Below are 15,801 nucleotides of genomic sequence, written 5' to 3' on the forward strand. Positions count from 1 at the left end.
CGGCCCGCACGGCACGAGCAGCGCAGGAGACCACGGTGCGGCAGGAGCAGGGCACCCCGGACGACGAGCTGCGCTACCGCAAGGTCGCGGCCGGACTCCGCGAGGCGATCATCGCGGGCGAGTACGCCGCCGGCACCAAACTGCCCCCCGAGGGCACCCTCGCCGAGCGCTACGGCGTCTCCCGGGGCACGGTCCGGCACGCGCTGGCCGTGCTGCGCTCGGACGGCCTGGTCACCTCGCGCCGCGGCACCCGGCGCACGGTGCTCGGCGGCCCGCGGGCACAGAGCTTCTCGGAGCTGCTGAGCTTCACCAACTGGGCGCGTTCCATCGGGGAGACCCCGGGCGGCCGCGTGGACAGCGTGGTGCGGCGGCCCGCAGAGCTCTCCGAGGCCGATCAGCTCGGCCTGGAGGACGGCGCCGAGGTCTACCTGGTGCTGCGGGTGCGGACCCTGTCCGGGGAGCCGGTGATGGTCGAACGCTCCCTCTACCCGGCCCGGATCGGCGCCCTGGTGGCCGAACTGCCGCCCGACACCGTCTCGCACACCGAGGCCCTCGTCGCGCACGGCGTCCTGTTCACCGACGCCGACCACACCATCGACCTGGCCTGGGCCGACGCCGACGACACCCGCCTCCTGGACTGCCCGCCCGGGCAGGTCCTGCTGCGCGAGCGGCGCCGCACCACCGATCCCGAGGGCGCGCCGGTGGAGTGGTCCGAGGACCGCTACCTCCCCGGCACCATCGCCTTCACGGTGCACAACTCCGTGGCGGCCTCCACACTCGGCCGCCGCCACAGCCCCCGTCCCGGGAAGGACTGAGTGTCCCGGGGCCTGGACCAGGTCACCGCCGCCCTCGCCCACCGCCTCGGCGCCACCCCCGGTGACCTCTCCGACGAGCACGAGCGCTGGGCCCTGTACCGGCGGGCCCTGGACGACCCGGCCTGTCTGCCCGACCTGTACGACGCCGTGGCCGTCGAACCCGACCCGAGCGTGGCCCTCGGCATCGTCCTGCACGTCCTCGGTCGCCTCCCACCCTCCGGCCACTCGGCCTGGAGCGACCGGCTCGGCACCGAGCGCGGCCGTGCGTACGCGGCCCGGCGCGCCCGCGAACTCGGCGTCCTGCAGAGCGCGTCGGTGACCGCCCTGCTCGGCGACGCATCCGTTCCGGAGTCCTGGTCGGACTGGCTCCAACTGTGCCTCGCCGCGTCCTCGGACGAACCCGCGGTGCTGAACCGGCTGGCGGCCGCAGGCCGCACGAAGCGCATCCGCCGGCTGGCGACCGAGCGGGAGCGCTCGATCCGCCCGGTCTGATGCCCGGTGCCGAGTGCCTGGAGCAGGAGCATCCGCGTGCGGCAGCTGTTGCGGGGGCGAGATCGGGCTCGCTCTCGCCGTACCGGACGATGAGAGCGAGCCCGGTCCCGGGGAACCACCCGCAGACGCGGGTCACGGGGGGCGCGCCCACCACAGGCAGTGGGCGCGGCAACCGGCCATCTGCACCCGCGGACGGCAACGAGACCCATGCCACCGGAGAGGCGGGCCGCTCCGGCGCCCGAACCCCGGCCATCCACCAGCCGCGCAGCGCCGGCCGGCCCCAGGCCGCCACCTTCCCCTCCGCAGCCCGCATCTGTGCCCCGAAGGGCGTGAGACGGCGGGACGGCCGGACGACCGCCTCCGGCACCCCGGGGATTGCCGTCTACCCGCGCATCAGCGCGGCCAGCAGCGGGAGGAAGCGCGCGAAGGGCGGGGTGAGGGCGTCGGGGTCCTTCGCCTCCTCGTCCCAGCGGCGGACGGCGACCGCGTCGGCCGCGCCCGGCAGCCCGGCGAACTCGGCCGCCTGGCGGGGGGTCATCACACCGCCCTGGACCTCCAGGGTGTACTTCGACGCCTCCGACAGCCGGTCGTGGTAACCCGGTTCGACCGCGCACAGGTAGCGCTTGGCGGCCACGTGCAGCCGCACCGGTTCGGTGACCTCGGGCCCGAACCAGCGGCCCAGCAGGTCGGCGCCGGTGTGGCTGTGCCGGTTGTCGTGGCCGGTCATCAGGTCCCGGCCGGTGACGACCTCGCCCTCCACGTGCCCGATGTCGTGCAGCAGCGCGGCGGCCACCAGGTGCGGCGGGGCACCGGCGGCCTCGGCCAGGGCTCCCGCCTGCAGCATGTGCTGGGCCATGGTGACGGGTTCGCCCAGGTACTCCGCGGACACCGCGCCCGCGAACAGTTCGGCGAGCGGCTCCAGGGTGTCCGCGCGGCGCAGCACGGCCAGGGTGCTCGCCAGCCCGTCCAGGTCGGCGTAGCAGCCCTGGAGGTGGCGCGCCCCGTCCTGGGCGAAGGCGGTGCGGGCGTGCAGCAGCCGGGTGTTGTCGAAGACCAGGCAGTCGCCGGGCGCGAGCCGCAGGTCCAGCTGGAGTTCGGGGCGGAGCAGCAGCTCGGCGAAGGTGCGGTAGGCCGTGTAGAACGCCTCCAGCTCGTCCGCGGCCATCCGCAGCGTGCCGATCGAGCGGTTGTTGAACCGCACCTCCCGCACGCGGCCCAGCGGGTCGGTGCCGATCAGCGGGCGGTCGGCCCGCAGTTCGGTCCCCGCGTCACGGAAGACGAACGGTACGGGCGTGCGGGTGAGCACGTCGTACGCCTCCGGGTCCTCGCGGCGCAGCAGCGCGGCCGCCGCGAAGCCGTCGACGAGACCGGAGTCGCCGCCGTCCGCGTCGTTGACCAGGCAGTGCAGCAACTGGAGCGTCGGAACGGGATCCCGGTACGGGTTGTCGGTGTGCGGCGTGATGGCGGCCGAGGTGAAGGCGAGGTTGTTCGGGTCCGGCTCGACGCGCACGTCGAAGAGCTTGCCGTAGTTGGTCTCGCGGACGAACCCGAAGGTCTCGGCCACCTCCAGCACCTGGCCCTCACGCCCGGGCACACCGCGCAGCACCATGAAGCCGAGCCGCAGCACGGACTCCAGCATCCGGGCCCGCACTCCCGGCTCGCCCAGGTACTCCTCCCAGTCCGCCTCGGGCAGCCGCCCGGCGACCTCGCGCGCGGTCCACAGTTCCTTCCCAACCTCGGTGCGCAGGTCACCGTGCCCGGTCCGGCCGGGCCGGGCGGCCTCCAGCCACGTCAGCGGGTACGACGAGCGGTGCCCGTCGGGCTCCCAGACCACGTCGACGGCGGGCCGGCCGTCCCCGGCGGCGTCGGCCGCCCGGCCCACCCGCAGCCCGGCGGGCAGGGAACCGATCTGGAACAGCTTCTGCCCGGACCGCGGGTCGCGGCACTCGGCGCAGGGGCAGTTGTCGCGGAGCCACATCGCCGGCAGGTCGCCGACGGGAAAACTGGACAGGGCGGACACGGTCACTCCTCGGGGCAAAGTTGTATAGCCAACTTCTCCGACCGTCACAGGCGGAGACGTCCCGGAGGTGACCGCGGCATGGCCCCGCGGCGAACGCCCGCCTAGGGCCCCGCCCGGCCCAGCAGCTCCCCGACGAGTTCGCCGACCTGCGCGGTCTCGATGAGGAAGCCGTCGTGCCCGTACGGGGAGGCCACGACCCGGACGGGCCCCGCGCCGGGGATGCCGGCCGCCAGCTCCTCCTGCTGCGCGAGCGGGTAGAGGCGGTCGGAGGAGACCCCGGCGACCACGGTCCTGGCGGTCACCCGGCGCAGGGCGGCCCTCACCCCGCCGCGTCCGCGGCCGACGTCGTGCCCGTTCATGGCCTGGGTCAGGGCGACGTAGCTCCCCGCGTCGAAGCGCCGGACCAGCTTGGCCGCGTGATGGTCCAGGTAGGACTCCACCTGGTAGCGGCCGCCGCGCCACGGGTCCTCCGCCTCCTGCGGCGCGCGCCCGAAACGGGCGCCGAGCTCGGCTTCGCTGCGGTACGTCACATGGGCCAGCCGCCGGGCCAGGCCGAGCCCCGCGTGTGGGCCGTGCCCCGGCGCGGCGTCGTGGTAATCGCCGTCCCGCCAGTGCGGATCGTCCCGGATGGCGTGCAGCTGCACGTTGGCCCAGGCGATCTGCTCCGCGCTCGCCGCGGCGGTGCAGGCGAGCAGCAGCAGTGCCTCCGTGCGTTCCGGCCGCGACACGGCCCATTCCAGGGCGCGCATCCCGCCCATGGACCCGCCCGCCACCAGCGCCCAGCGGCCGATGCCCAGCGCGTCCGCCACTTCGGCCTCGGCAGCGACCTGGTCGCGCTGCGTCAGCTGCGGGAACGCACCGCCCCAGCGCCGTCCGCCGGGCCGGCACGAGGACGGCCCCGTACTGCCCTGGCAGCCTCCCAGGACGTTCGGCGCCACCACGAACCACCGGTCGGTGTCGAGTGCGCGGCCCGGTCCGATCATCCCGTCCCACCAGCCCGGCGTGGGGTGACCCGGCCCGGCGGGCCCTGCGGCGTGGCTGTCGCCGGTGAGGGCGTGCAGGACCAGCACCGCGTTGGAGCGGTCCGGGGAGAGCCTGCCCCACGTCTCGTACGCGATCCGCACCCCCGGGAGCTCGCCGCCCGATTCCAGCGGCAGCGGCTTCTCCAGCGCGTGCCACCGGCGGCGGCCCGGCGGGTCCCCCTCCCGCCAGGCCCCGGAGGCCGGCGGGAGGGGGAGCGCGGCGGCAGGCGTGGTGTTCAGGACACGCCCTTCGCGGCGCGGAACCCGGCCTCCAGGTCCGCCTTGAGGTCGGCGAGGTTCTCCAGGCCGGCCGAGAGGCGCACCAGTCCGGGCGAGGTGCCGGTGGCCACGAGCTGCTCCTCGTCCAACTGGCTGTGCGTGGTCGACGCCGGGTGGATGATCAGGCTGCGGACGTCGCCGATGTTGGCCAGGTGGCTGAAGAGTTCGACCGCGTCCACGAACCGCTTGCCCGCCTCGACGCCGTCGCGCAGTTCGAAGGCGAGCACCGCGCCCGCTCCGCGCGGCAGGTAGCGCCGTGCCGCGGCGTGCCAGCGGTTGGACGGCAGCCCGGGGTAGTGCACGGCGGCCACCTCGTCACGCTGTTCCAGCCATTCGGCGAGGGCCTGGGCGTTGGCCGAATGGCGCTCGATGCGCAGGCTGAGCGTCTCCACGCCCTGGAGGAGCAGGAAGGCGGAGTGCGGGGCGATGGCCGGGCCGATGTCCCGGAGCAACTGGACGCGCAGCTTGACCGCGTACGCGCCCGGGCCCAGGGCCGGCCAGTAGCGCAGCCCGTGGTAGCTCGGGTCCGGGGCGCTGAAGTCCGGGAAGCGCTCGGCGTGGGCACCGAAGTCGAAGCTGCCGCCGTCGACCACGACCCCGCCGATGGTGGTGCCGTGGCCTCCGAGGAACTTCGTCGCGGAGTGGACGACGACGTCCGCGCCGTGCTCGATCGGCCGCAGCAGGTAGGGTGTCGGCACCGTGTTGTCCACGATGAGCGGCACCCCCGCCTCGTGCGCGACGTCCGCGACCGCCCGCACGTCCAGGACGTTGCCGCGCGGATTGCCGAGCGTCTCCGCGAACAGCGCCTTGGTGCCGGGGCGGATCGCGGCGCGCCAGGCGTCGAGGTCGTCCGGGTCGTCGACGAAGGACACCTCGATGCCGAACCGGGGCAGGGTGTGGCGGAACAGGTTGTACGTGCCGCCGTACAGCGAGGTGCTGGACACGATGTGGTCCCCGGCGGACGCGACGTTCAGGATGGCCAGCGTCTCCGCGGCCTGCCCGGAGGCCAGCGCGACCGCGGCGACACCGCCTTCCAGGGCGGCGACCCGCTGCTCCAGGACGTCCTGCGTGGGGTTGTGGATCCGGGTGTAGATGTTGCCGGGCTCGGCGAGGGAGAACAGGTCGGCCGCGTGCTGCGTGTCGCGGAAGACGAACGACGTCGTCTGGTAGATCGGCACCGCCCGGGCTCCGGTCGTCGGGTCCGGCGCGGCGCCGGCGTGGATCTGCTTGGTCTCGAACGACCAGGCGGAGGTGTCGGGCCCGGTGCCGGGGCCCTCCTCCGGGGTGTGGCCGGCGGTGACGGAGTCGATGGGCTGGCTCATGGTTCTCCCTCGGTGCGCATGCGGGTGCGGGGGCGGGCTCGGGCACGCCCAAGAGCAGCCGGGGACGGCAGGCGAACGCGTCCCGGGCAGGGGAAGGCAAGGAAGCGGAAGGGATGATCGGCGGCCGGTGACGGCGGCAGGAGGCCGGAGGCGCGGCGTCAGCGCTCGGCGCGACAGCCCATGCTGGTGACACGCACGTAGTCCACGTGGCGGCGGGTCACGAGCAGGGTCATGACGCAAGGTAACCACACGGAGGCGGAACGCACCAGCGGAACGCCCGAGGTGACTTACCGTCAGCACGCCGTGCGGCGGGGCCCCGCCAGGCGCCATGGCGATGGACTTCGGGGACGGGGCTGACGCCGTGTCGGACCGGCCCTACGATGAGCGCGTGAACTCGACCAGCCCGGCCGTCACGGCCGCACGCACCGTCGGCACGCCGCGCGTTCCCGCGTCGCGCCGCTGTTGTCGCTGAGCGCTCAGGGTCGCCACCCCGTTCCGGTTCACCCCCCTTGTCACCGCGCCGCCGTGCGTGGTCCTCCGCACGTCCTCGGTCGTTCCCCGCCACTGGAAGCAGGACCGTCATGACCCGTGCCCCGCGCTCCACCGTTCCCGTCGACGAGGCCTCCTACGACCGCCTGCGGCTGCGCCAATGGCTCGCCGGACGGGCCCGGGGCGACGGGATGTCCCGCCGTGAGGTGCTCACCCTGCTCGCCGCGGGCACCGCCGCCCTCGCCCTGCCCGGACCGGTGAGGGCCGCGGCCGCGACCTCCCCGGGAATCGTCAAGCCGTTGCCGGACGAGTGGTTCACCCTCCGCGGGACCAATGCCGAGACGAAGTGGGAGGCGCTGCGCGGGACCGGCTACCTGACCCCCGCCGACCGCTTCTTCGTGCGCAACCACACGTCCACCCCCGTCGTCGACGCCGCGACCTGGCGACTGAAGGTCTGGGGGAGCGGGCTGCGGGGCGGCCAGGGCCCGGACGACGCCGTGGAGTTCGGCCTGGACGACCTGCGTGCGCTGCCGCCGGTGGAGCGCACCGCCTTCGTCGAGTGCGCGGGCAACGGCCGGAGCTTCTACACCTCCCAGCAGGGACAGACGGTCTCCGGCACCGCGTGGACCCTGGGTGCCGTCGGTGTCGCCCGGTGGCGCGGCGCGCGCCTGTCGGACGTGCTGCGGCGGGCGGGCGTCACCCGGCACGCGGTGGACGTCATGCCGCGCGGTCTCGACGACGAGTACGTCACGGGCGGCGTCAGCCTGGGCCGCGTCCGCAGGCCCCTGCCCGTGGCGAAGGCGCTGGACGACGTGATCCTGGCCTACGCCATGAACGGTGCTCCGCTGCCGCACGACCACGGCCGTCCCCTGCGGGTGCTCGTGCCCTCGTGGGTGGGGATCTCCTCGGTCAAGTGGGTCGGTGACATCGAGGTCTCGGCCGAGCCGCTGTACTCGCCGTGGAACACCGACTTCTACCGGCTGTTCGGCCCCGGGTTCCCCGAGGCCGGCAGCGCGCCGCTCACCCGGCAGACCCTCAAGAGCGCCTTCGAACTCGAAGCGGGGGCCGCATTCTCCGCGGGGGTCCGCAGCATCCTGCACGGCCGCTCGTGGTCCGGGGCCGGGGGAGTGCGGCAGGTGGAGGTCAGCACCGACGGCGGTGCCACCTGGCGGAGGGCCGCACTGCGCGACGTCCCGCGCCGGGACGGGTGGGTGCGCTGGACCGTCCCGTGGCGGCCGCGCACCCCGGGCCCGGCCGTGCTGCTGGCGCGCGCCACCGACACCGCGGGACGGACCCAGCCGGACGAGGCGGTGTTCAACACCCAGGGCTACTTCTTCGACGCCGTGGTGCGGCATCCGGTGGTCGTCGCCTGACGCGACGTCCTGGGTACGCGACGTCCTGGGTGGGGACAGGCCGCGCCGCTCCCTGTACGATGCGGACCACCGAGGTTACCGGCCGGTAGGTATGCCGTTCGCGGAGCCAAGGCGGAAGCGCCCGCCCGGCTCCGCGTTCCCGCAGCCGCCCGGCCGTCCGCCCCTTCGCCCCAAGGAGCAGTCATGCCCACGCTCGACCGCCAGGACGACGTCTTCATCCTCGACCTCGGGGACACCGAGAACCGCTTCCACCCCGACTGGCTCGCGGCCGTCGACGCCCTGCTCGACGAGGTGGAGAAGGCCGAGGGGCCGCGGGCCCTGGTCACCGCGGCCACCGGCAAGTTCTGGTCCAACGGGCTCGACCTGGAGTGGCTGTTCGCCCACGCGGACCAGGCCGGCGCGTACGTCACGGGCGTGCAGGCCCTGCTCGCCCGTTTCCTGACCCTGCCGGTGGCCACCGTCGCCGCCCTGCAGGGCCACACCTTCGCCGCCGGCGCGATGCTCTCGCTGGCCCACGACTTCCGTGTGATGCGCGCCGACCGCGGCTACTGGTGCCTGCCCGAGGCGGACATCAACATCCCCTTCACCCCCGGCATGTCGGCCCTCATCCAGGCCCGCCTGCACCCGCAGACGGCCCACGAGGCGATGACCACCGCGCGCCGCTACGGCGGCCTCGACGCGCTGGCCGAGCGCATCGTGGACCGTACGGCGGGCGAGGACGAGCTCCGCGAGGCCGCCGTGGCCCTCGCCCGCCCTCTGGCCGGCAAGGCGGGCGCCACGCTCGGCACGATCAAGACCCGCATGTACGGCCCCGCGCTGGAGGCCCTCCGCCAGGAGGACGTCCCCCTCGGCTGAACCCGTACGCCGACGGGGCCCGGGGTCAGCGGGGGTCGTTGAGCCAGTCGCCCGGGAGGTCGTCGCGCACCCGGTCGAGCGCCTCCTCGGTGCGGGCCCGCGCCCACAGGCAGGTGCGGTCGTCCTCGCGGAGTATGACGTCGGGTCCGGCGTACCAGCGCGCACCCAGGTCCTCACCGGGCGGGTACGCGGGGAACGGCAGCGGGGTGAACCGCCCGTCCAGGGCGTCGAAGTGGGCCTCGTCGAGGTCGTCGCGGAAGTCGCAGAGCTCGAACGGCTCGTGCAGCGACTCCGACAGGACGATCTCGACGCAGGCCCACGAGAAGCGGTCCAGCCACGCCGACCACCGCTCGGCCTCCTTGTCCGCGAGGTCCGGCTTCATGACGACCGGCGGATCGGGCTTGTGCAGGTCGGCGAGGAGGATGCCCCACGACGCGGCGCCCTGGTTCTCGTACCGGAAGACCAGCGCCTCCTCGCGGGAGTCCACGTGGAGCTGCTCGGGTGCGAGCAGCGTGTCGTGGTTGCTGGTGAGGTCCGGGCGCCGCCCGAAGAGCCGGTAGGCGTCACGGAGCACGGCGGGCAGGGCGAAGCCCAGGCGCTCCTCGGCGGCGGTCAGTTCGGGCGCACCGTACCCGTCGCCCTCCTGCAGGGGCGCGAGCCAGTGCCCGGCGAAGCCGCGCACGAACCGCAGGGCCCTGGCCGGGTCCGTCATGCCCGCGGCCAGCTCCCGCCGCACGTCGAAGTCGTCTGTCATGCCGGGCACGCTATCGCGCCGCCGGACCACGCCCGCCCGCCGCGGACCGCGCGCGGCCGGTCAGCCTGCGTGGGGGAAGGAGTGGTGCTCGTGCGCGACCATCCACCGGCCGTCCTGCTTGCGCAGCCCGAGCGTGAGGCGGAGCCGGATCCCGGGGTCCTGGGCGAAGTCCTCCGGGGTTCCGCAACGGAGCAGGGCGTACGCGAACGCCACGTCGTCGCCGGCGGTGACCTCCAGGGAGACGATCTCGAACGAGGCGCCGCGGGCCTGCCAGTCGAAGAACGGCGGCCACACCTGCCGGTACGCGGGCAGGCCGCGGACCCCGTCGTGGGGAGGCGGCACGTCGAACATCACGATGTCCTCGCCGTGGTCGGCGACCACGGCGTCCAGGTCGCCCCGGTGCACCGCCTCCGCCCAGCGCTCGATGAGCGCCCGGATCCGCGCCTCGTCGTCCCGCATGGTGCCGTCCTCCCGTGCCGCCGCCGCGGCGATCACCGTCCGTCGCCGTCCTGTCGGCCAAGGGTGATGGGGCGGAGGGGGCGGGTGGGCGGGAATCCGCGAGTTGGTGCGGCCGCGTGCCCGCCCGATTAGCGTGCGGATATGGCACTACGCTTCCCCGCTCCGGTCACCATCGACGGCCGGTACGCGCGGCTGGTCCCGCTCTCGCCGCTGCACGTCCCGGCGCTGTTCACCGCGGCGCGCGCCGACGAGGGGATGTGGCGCTGGCTGTCGACGACGCCGCCCGGTTCGCCCGGCGAGATGGCCTCGCTCGTGGAGCAGCGGCTGGCGCAGGCCGCGGCGGGGGAGTCCGTGGTGTTCGCGGTCGTCCCGCACGCCACGGAGCGCCCGTCGGGCTGGGCCGCGTACGTCGACGTCTCGGTCGTCGACGAGCGCGTGGACATCGGCTGGAGCTGGCTGGATCCGGCCCTGTGGGGCGGCCCGGTCCACCTGGAGACCCACTTCATGCTGGTGTACTACGCCTTCGAGGACCTGGGCTTCGGCCGCGTCCAGTGGCGCCTGGACGACCTCGACCTGCCGACCCAGGACGCGGTCTCCCGCATCGGCGGTATCCGCGAGGGCGTGCTGCGCAGGCACTGCCGCCGGGTCGACGGGTCGTGGCGCGACACCGTGTACTACTCCCTGGTCGCCACGGAGTGGCCGGCCGTGCGGGAGCGGTGGATGTCGGGCTGGATCCTCGAATGACGACGGGCCTCAGTGCCCCTTGCGCGTGCGGCGCCAGGAGAACGGCCCCGGGAGGTCGACGGATTCGGTGCGCTCACCGCGGGTGTTGACGGTGTGGTGGACGCCCTTGCTGCCCGTGGTGATGGACAGCGAGCGCTTGTTGATGTTCAGGCGGACGCCGGGCAGGATCCGGAACGACTTGCGGAAGCGAAGAGGCACGTGGTGCTCCTTTCCGAGGGTTCGGTCTGGAGTACGTGTGCCCTGCTGACGGCCTTTCATCGGGGTCCGTTCCCGTGGGTGTCGCGGATGCCCGGTGTCAGGTCGCGCCGCCCGCCCTCCGGCAGGCGTGCGGCGATGCCGTCGATGAGGAAGGCCAGGCTGAGCTCGAACTGCCCGTCCGCGTCCGGCCCGGAGGGGGCCTCCATCCACCGCGCGAGCAGCGGGTGCCGCCCGCCCGCCGCGGCCAGTTCGCGGGCGGCGGTGACGGCCGCGGCGAGCTGCTGCGGGGTGTGGATGCCGTGGCGGCGGCGCATGGCGAGCTCCTCGGCCTCCTGCTGCGCGCTGCCGAGGACGTGCCGGTCGAGGAGCGCCGCGTAGGTCATGGCCTCGCCGAGGGTGGCGCCCTGGTGCACGAGCACCTGGAGGACGAATTCGGTGCGGCGCATCATGTGCGGCCCCAGCGGCGGGCGCGTGGGGGCGAGCTGGGCGAACCACAGATGCCGCTTGACCGCGTCCCAGCTCCCGGTGGCCACCGCGTGCAGATCGGCCCGCCAGTCGGCGCCCGGCACCGAGGGCAGCGGGATCTCCGCCGTGACGGCGTCGAGCATGAGGTCGACCAGCCCGTCCTTGCTCATCACGTGACGGTAGAGGGCCATCGGCGTGTACGGGCCGAGCCGCTTGGCCACCGCGGCCATCGTGAGCGCCTGCGGGCCGCCCTCGTCGGCGACGGCGATCGCGGCGCGCACGATGTCGTCCCGCTCCAGCGGGCTCTGGCGGCGGCGCGGCGCGGGCTGCGTCCAGATCAAGGGGGCCGGGGCGCCTTCCGGGGTCTCCTTCGTCTCCTTCACGGGGGGAGTTTACAACGTCAGCTAAAGTATATGGCGTATACGCAAGAGTGAGGGAGCAGTCATGAGCCAGCCCACCGCCCCGGCCGGGATCCGCCTCGGCGTCGTCAGGGGCATCAGCTACGGGATGTTCGGAGCGCCGGACAGTTTCGTGCCGGAGACGCGGGAGCTCGGCGCGAGGCTGGTGCGCGTCTTCCTCTACTGGGGGCAGGTCGAGCCGGAACCCGGACGGTACGCCTGGTCCGTCGTCGACGCCGTCCTCGGGCAGCTCGACCCGGCGGCCGAGCTCTGGGTCACCGTCTGTTCCAGCTCCCCGTGGGCGACCCGGCAGCCCACCGGCTTCCTCCCGTCCTCGCCCGCGCTCGACCCCGCCGGGTACGAGCGCTTCGTCGGCGACCTGGCGACCAGGTGCCGGGGCCGCGTGGACCACTGGCAGTGCGGCAACGAGCCCAGCAACACCGGACTCCTGTGGGCCGGCAGCGCGGCGGAGTACGTCGCACAGCTCACCGCCTTCCACCGCGCCGTACGCGCCGCGGACCCGGCCGCCTCGGTCGTCCTCGGCGGCTGCGGCTACGACGTGCTGTCCGACCCCGCGGACGGCGAGGCCCGGCGGTTCTTCGACCACGTCGTCGAGCACGGCCGCGACGCCTTCGACCTCTTCGACGTCCACCTCTACGGGGACCCGCACGCGATCCCGGACCAGATCGCCCAGGTGCGCGCGATGATGCGGCGGCACGGATACGAACGCCCGGTGGTGGCGGGGGAGTACAACGGCCCCACCCTCTTCGAGTTCCCCCGGGCCCAGGCGGAACTCGAGCGGGCGATGACGGCCGCCTTCACGGGGGCGGCGGAGCCTGGCGAGGCGCCGGAACGCGCGACCATGCGCCTGCTCTACGAACGCTCCCCCGAACTCCCGCCGGAGCTGCGCATGTTCATGGAGGACTGTCCTCCGGAGCTCGCCGCGCGCCGCGACCGCATCAACCGCCGCCAGATCGTCACCCGCACCGTCCTGGCCCTCGCCTGCGGTGTCACCCGCACGGCCTGCTGGAACCTGGCCCCGGAGATCCCCGGCTACCGCGACCGCCTCAACCTCATGGGCTTCCTCTTCGGCAGGCTCGCCCTGCTGGACTACGAGGGCACCGCCCTGACCCGGCGCCGCCCCGCCGCCGACGCCTTCGCCCTCCTGGCCGCGTACCTCGACGGCGTCACGGCCGTCCGCCGCCTCGCCACGGAGGACCGGTCCGGCCTGTACGCCTTCGAGGTGTCCCGGGAGGGCCGCGGCGCGCTCCAGGTCCTCTGGCGATCCGGCGATCCCTTCACCGGCGAGGACGCCCCGGGGACCCTCGTCGACCTCCCCTGGCCCCACGCCGCCGCCCACGCGGTCGACGCCTTCGGTGCCGCCGTCCCGCTGCACCGCGCCGACGGCACCGTCGGCGTCCCGCTCTCGGTCACCCCGGTCTTCCTCTCGACGGAGTCCCGGGAGGCGTGACCGGGCGGCCCCGGCGGCTCAGGCCCCGGCCGCGTAGGTCCAGAAGGCGCGCATCGTCGCCGGGGCGGCCGGGCCGGTCAGTTCGACCTGCGTGAGCAGCACCGTCACGGTGTCCGTGGACGGCGTGACGTGCGCCGCCGTGCCGGTGCCGCCAATCCAGCCGTAGCGTCCCGGTGCGTTCCACGGGGCGACGGCCGCGACGTCCACCGAACCGCCGAAGCCCCAGCCCTGCCCCTCCAGGAAGACCGCGCTCGCGTCGCGTTCGGCGGGCGGCAGGTGGTCGGTGGTCATCAGCCGTACGGACTGCGCCGACAGCAGCCGGCGGCCGCCCGCGGTGCCTTCGGCGAGGAGCATCCGGCCGAAGGCGTACCAGTCGTCGGCGGTCGACACCAGGCCGCTCGCGCCGGACGGGAACGCCGGAGGGGTGCTCCACTGCCCGTCGGGGGCGTCCACCAACTCCAGCCCTCCCTGCGGATCCGGGCGGTAGAAGGCGGTGAAGCGGCCGAGGCCGGCACGCGGCACGGCGAAACCGGTGTCGGTCATGCCGAGCGGCTCGAAGATCCGCTCGGACAGGAACTCGTCCAGCGGACGGCCCGACACCCGGGCGACCAGGACGCCCTGGATGTCGGAGCAGGTGTTGTAGAGCCAGGCCTCGCCCGGCTGGTGCAGCAGGGGGATCCCGGCCAGCGTCGCCATCCAGGCGTCCGGTGCCATGACCTGCTGCGGCCGCGGCGGGCCCTGCTTGAGCTCGCCGAACAGCGGGGCGAGCGCGGGCAGGGAGAAGTCCGCGGGGAAGCCGTAGCCCGCGCGCGAGGCCAGCAGGTCGAGGACGGTGATGGGCGCCGCGGCCGGCACCACGTCGTCGAGCGGACCGGCCGGGGTGCGGACGACCATCGGTTCGGCCAGTTCGGGCAGCCATGCCGCGACGGGGTCCGACAGGGCGATCCGTCCGTCGTCGACGAGCATCATGACCGCCGCCGCGACGACCGGTTTGGTGATCGAGGCGATGCGGAAGAGCGAGTCCCTGGTCATGGGGGTGGGGTCCCCGACGGCGAGGGTCCCCGCGGCCGCCACCTCGACCCGGTCGCCGCGCGCCACCAGGCCCACGGCCCCCGGCACCGATCCGTCGTCCACGAACGCCTGCAGGATGTCGTGCAACCGCTGCTCCATCGCTCCACCTTCCCTCGTACGCCGTCACGGAGAGGACTTCCGCCACGGCGCGGACTCATCGGTCCGCCGCCGCGCGACCCGTTCGGCGGTGTGTTGCAGGGGGCGGCACCCGGGCGTCCGCGTAGCGTACGGAAAGCCGGCCCGTATCGGGGTGTACACGGAGGAAAGGCACCGGATCCATGCAGCAGGAGCGCGGTGGCCGCTGTGACGTGATCGTGGTCGGGGCGGGCGCCGCCGGGCTGGCGTGCGCGGCGGACCTCGCCGTGGCGGGCCTGGCGGTGCGGGTGCTCGAGGCCTCGGACGGAGTCGGCGGCCGGATGCGCACCGACCGGCACCGCGGCTTCCTCCTCGACCGCGGCTTCCAGGTCTTCAACACCTCCTACCCCCAGGTGAAGCGGCGCCTGGAGCTGGAGCCGCTGCGGCTGCGGCCGTTCACCCCCGGCGTCCTGGTGCACACCTCCGGCGGGCGACTGCGCTTCGCCGACCCGACCCGCCCGCCGTACGCGACCGCCGACCTGCTGCCGGGACGGCTCGCGTCGGGGCGGGACCTGGCGGCGCTGGCGGTCCTGAGCGCCCGTGACATGGCGCTGCCCGCGGGAAGGCTGCGCGCGGGCGCGGACACCACGACGCTCACCGCGCTGGCCGCGGCGGGCATCTCGGCCGAGCTGGTGGAGACCCTGTTCCGGCCGTTCCTGTCGGGGGTCTTCCTGGAGGACGAACTGGAGACCTCCAGCCGCTTCTTCCACTTCGTGTGGCGCAGCATGCTGCGGGGCACCCTCGCCCTGCCCGCCGAGGGGATCGGTGCCGTGCCCGTCCAGCTCGCCGGGCGACTTCCCGGGGGCACCGTCCGCACCGAGGCCCCGGTGCGCGAACTGACCGGCGACGGGGTGCTGCTGGAGGACGGCACGGACGTCACCGCGCCCGTCGTGGTGGTGGCCACCGGACCGGGGGCGGCCGCACGGCTGCTGCCCGGTCTCACCGTCCCGCCGACGCGGACCGTGACGACGTACTACCACGCCGCCGACCGGTCGCCGCTCGCCGAACCGACGCTGATGGTGGACGAACGCCGCCGCTTCCTCAACACCGTGGTCCTCACCGAAGTGCAGCCCGGACTGTCCCCGGACGGCCGCGCCCTGGTGGCGACCTCCGTGCTCGGTGCGCCGGGCCCCGCCGACGAGCCCGCCCTGACCGCGGCGCTGTCGGACGCGTACGGCACGGACGCCTCCGCCTGGGAGCCGCTGCACCGCTGCACCGTGCGCGAGGCGCTGCCCGCGATGCCGGCACCGCACCCGATGACCCGCACCACCCGCTTCGCGCCGGGGCGCCACGTGTGCGGCGACCACCGGGCGACCGGGTCGCTCCAGGGCGCGCTGGCCTCGGGCACGCGGGCCGCCCGCGAGGTGCTGTCGGACCGGCGCCGCGCGGCGACACGGCTGCGCTGAGGCGCTGGGACGGCCGGGGCGCGGGGCGCGGGG

At 74.4% G+C, this 15,801-nt stretch carries 15 protein-coding genes; 7 read left to right on the plus strand and 8 right to left on the minus strand.

The genetic code is table 11. From position 1 onward, the window contains the following. The first annotated feature begins 35 nt into the window (after nucleotides 1–35). Nucleotides 36–815, plus strand: coding sequence for a GntR family transcriptional regulator (locus tag ACFYYN_RS37165; protein ID WP_500549263.1), 780 nt, complete (start codon nucleotides 36–38; stop codon nucleotides 813–815). Next, entirely contained in the window at nucleotides 816–1,307 is a 492-nt protein-coding gene (locus tag ACFYYN_RS37170; RefSeq protein WP_500549264.1) for a hypothetical protein, read from the plus strand. Between the two features lie 382 nt (nucleotides 1,308–1,689). Here ACFYYN_RS37170 and tmpA read toward each other — a convergent pair whose 3' ends face one another. The 3 genes from tmpA to ACFYYN_RS37185 all read right to left on the minus strand — a co-directional run bounded on the left by tmpA (nucleotide 1,690) and on the right by ACFYYN_RS37185 (nucleotide 5,950). Further along, nucleotides 1,690–3,327, minus strand: a complete 1,638-nt coding sequence (gene tmpA / locus ACFYYN_RS37175) for a 2-trimethylaminoethylphosphonate dioxygenase (protein ID WP_500549265.1) — start codon at nucleotides 3,325–3,327, stop codon at nucleotides 1,690–1,692. Between the two features lie 101 nt (nucleotides 3,328–3,428). Next, nucleotides 3,429–4,589, minus strand: a complete 1,161-nt coding sequence (gene metX, locus ACFYYN_RS37180) for a homoserine O-acetyltransferase MetX (protein WP_500549299.1) — start codon at nucleotides 4,587–4,589, stop codon at nucleotides 3,429–3,431. After that, nucleotides 4,586–5,950, minus strand: a complete 1,365-nt coding sequence (locus ACFYYN_RS37185) for a bifunctional o-acetylhomoserine/o-acetylserine sulfhydrylase (RefSeq protein WP_500549266.1) — start codon at nucleotides 5,948–5,950, stop codon at nucleotides 4,586–4,588. Before ACFYYN_RS37185 ends, metX begins: the two co-directional genes overlap by 4 nt. A 581-nt stretch (nucleotides 5,951–6,531) precedes the next feature. On the opposite strand from ACFYYN_RS37185, the gene ACFYYN_RS37190 reads away from it, so the two are divergent. Beyond that, nucleotides 6,532–7,812 carry a sulfite oxidase gene (locus tag ACFYYN_RS37190; protein ID WP_500549267.1) on the plus strand — a complete coding sequence of 427 codons (1,281 nt, stop codon included), beginning with the start codon at nucleotides 6,532–6,534 and terminating at the stop codon, nucleotides 7,810–7,812. A gap of 183 nt (nucleotides 7,813–7,995) precedes the next feature. After that, nucleotides 7,996–8,667 (plus strand): enoyl-CoA hydratase-related protein, encoded by a 672-nt coding sequence (locus ACFYYN_RS37195; protein ID WP_500549268.1) that lies wholly within the window; start codon nucleotides 7,996–7,998, stop codon nucleotides 8,665–8,667. Between the two features lie 25 nt (nucleotides 8,668–8,692). On the opposite strand, the gene ACFYYN_RS37200 is transcribed toward ACFYYN_RS37195, so the two are convergent. Both ACFYYN_RS37200 and ACFYYN_RS37205 read right to left on the minus strand, forming a co-directional pair. Beyond that, nucleotides 8,693–9,421, minus strand: coding sequence for an SMI1/KNR4 family protein (locus ACFYYN_RS37200; RefSeq protein ID WP_500326295.1), 729 nt, complete (start codon nucleotides 9,419–9,421; stop codon nucleotides 8,693–8,695). A gap of 60 nt (nucleotides 9,422–9,481) precedes the next feature. After that, a complete protein-coding gene (locus ACFYYN_RS37205; RefSeq protein WP_500549300.1) occupies nucleotides 9,482–9,880 on the minus strand; it encodes a YybH family protein in 399 nt (132 codons plus the stop codon). Between the two features lie 141 nt (nucleotides 9,881–10,021). Between ACFYYN_RS37205 and ACFYYN_RS37210 the strand changes: the two genes are divergently transcribed. After that, a complete protein-coding gene (locus ACFYYN_RS37210; protein ID WP_500326293.1) occupies nucleotides 10,022–10,624 on the plus strand; it encodes a GNAT family N-acetyltransferase in 603 nt (200 codons plus the stop codon). Nucleotides 10,625–10,633: 9 nt separating this feature from the next. On the opposite strand, the gene ACFYYN_RS37215 is transcribed toward ACFYYN_RS37210, so the two are convergent. Together ACFYYN_RS37215 and ACFYYN_RS37220 are read right to left on the minus strand one after the other, a co-directional pair. Beyond that, nucleotides 10,634–10,822: a DUF4236 domain-containing protein gene (locus tag ACFYYN_RS37215; protein WP_326570932.1), complete on the minus strand. Its 189-nt coding sequence runs from the start codon at nucleotides 10,820–10,822 to the stop codon at nucleotides 10,634–10,636. Nucleotides 10,823–10,878: 56 nt separating this feature from the next. After that, nucleotides 10,879–11,670 (minus strand): TetR/AcrR family transcriptional regulator, encoded by a 792-nt coding sequence (locus ACFYYN_RS37220; RefSeq protein ID WP_500549269.1) that lies wholly within the window; start codon nucleotides 11,668–11,670, stop codon nucleotides 10,879–10,881. Nucleotides 11,671–11,731: 61 nt separating this feature from the next. Between ACFYYN_RS37220 and ACFYYN_RS37225 the strand changes: the two genes are divergently transcribed. Then, nucleotides 11,732–13,156: a hypothetical protein gene (locus tag ACFYYN_RS37225; protein ID WP_500549270.1), complete on the plus strand. Its 1,425-nt coding sequence runs from the start codon at nucleotides 11,732–11,734 to the stop codon at nucleotides 13,154–13,156. An 18-nt stretch (nucleotides 13,157–13,174) separates the two neighbouring features. Here ACFYYN_RS37225 and ACFYYN_RS37230 read toward each other — a convergent pair whose 3' ends face one another. Next, nucleotides 13,175–14,326 carry a serine hydrolase domain-containing protein gene (locus ACFYYN_RS37230; RefSeq protein ID WP_500549271.1) on the minus strand — a complete coding sequence of 384 codons (1,152 nt, stop codon included), beginning with the start codon at nucleotides 14,324–14,326 and terminating at the stop codon, nucleotides 13,175–13,177. A 179-nt stretch (nucleotides 14,327–14,505) separates the two neighbouring features. On the opposite strand from ACFYYN_RS37230, the gene ACFYYN_RS37235 reads away from it, so the two are divergent. Next, nucleotides 14,506–15,768: an FAD-dependent oxidoreductase gene (locus tag ACFYYN_RS37235; protein ID WP_500549272.1), complete on the plus strand. Its 1,263-nt coding sequence runs from the start codon at nucleotides 14,506–14,508 to the stop codon at nucleotides 15,766–15,768. The last annotated feature ends 33 nt before the right edge of the window (nucleotides 15,769–15,801 follow it).

Source organism: Streptomyces sp. NPDC001902, assembly GCF_042891295.1.
GTDB lineage: Bacteria > Actinomycetota > Actinomycetes > Streptomycetales > Streptomycetaceae > Actinacidiphila.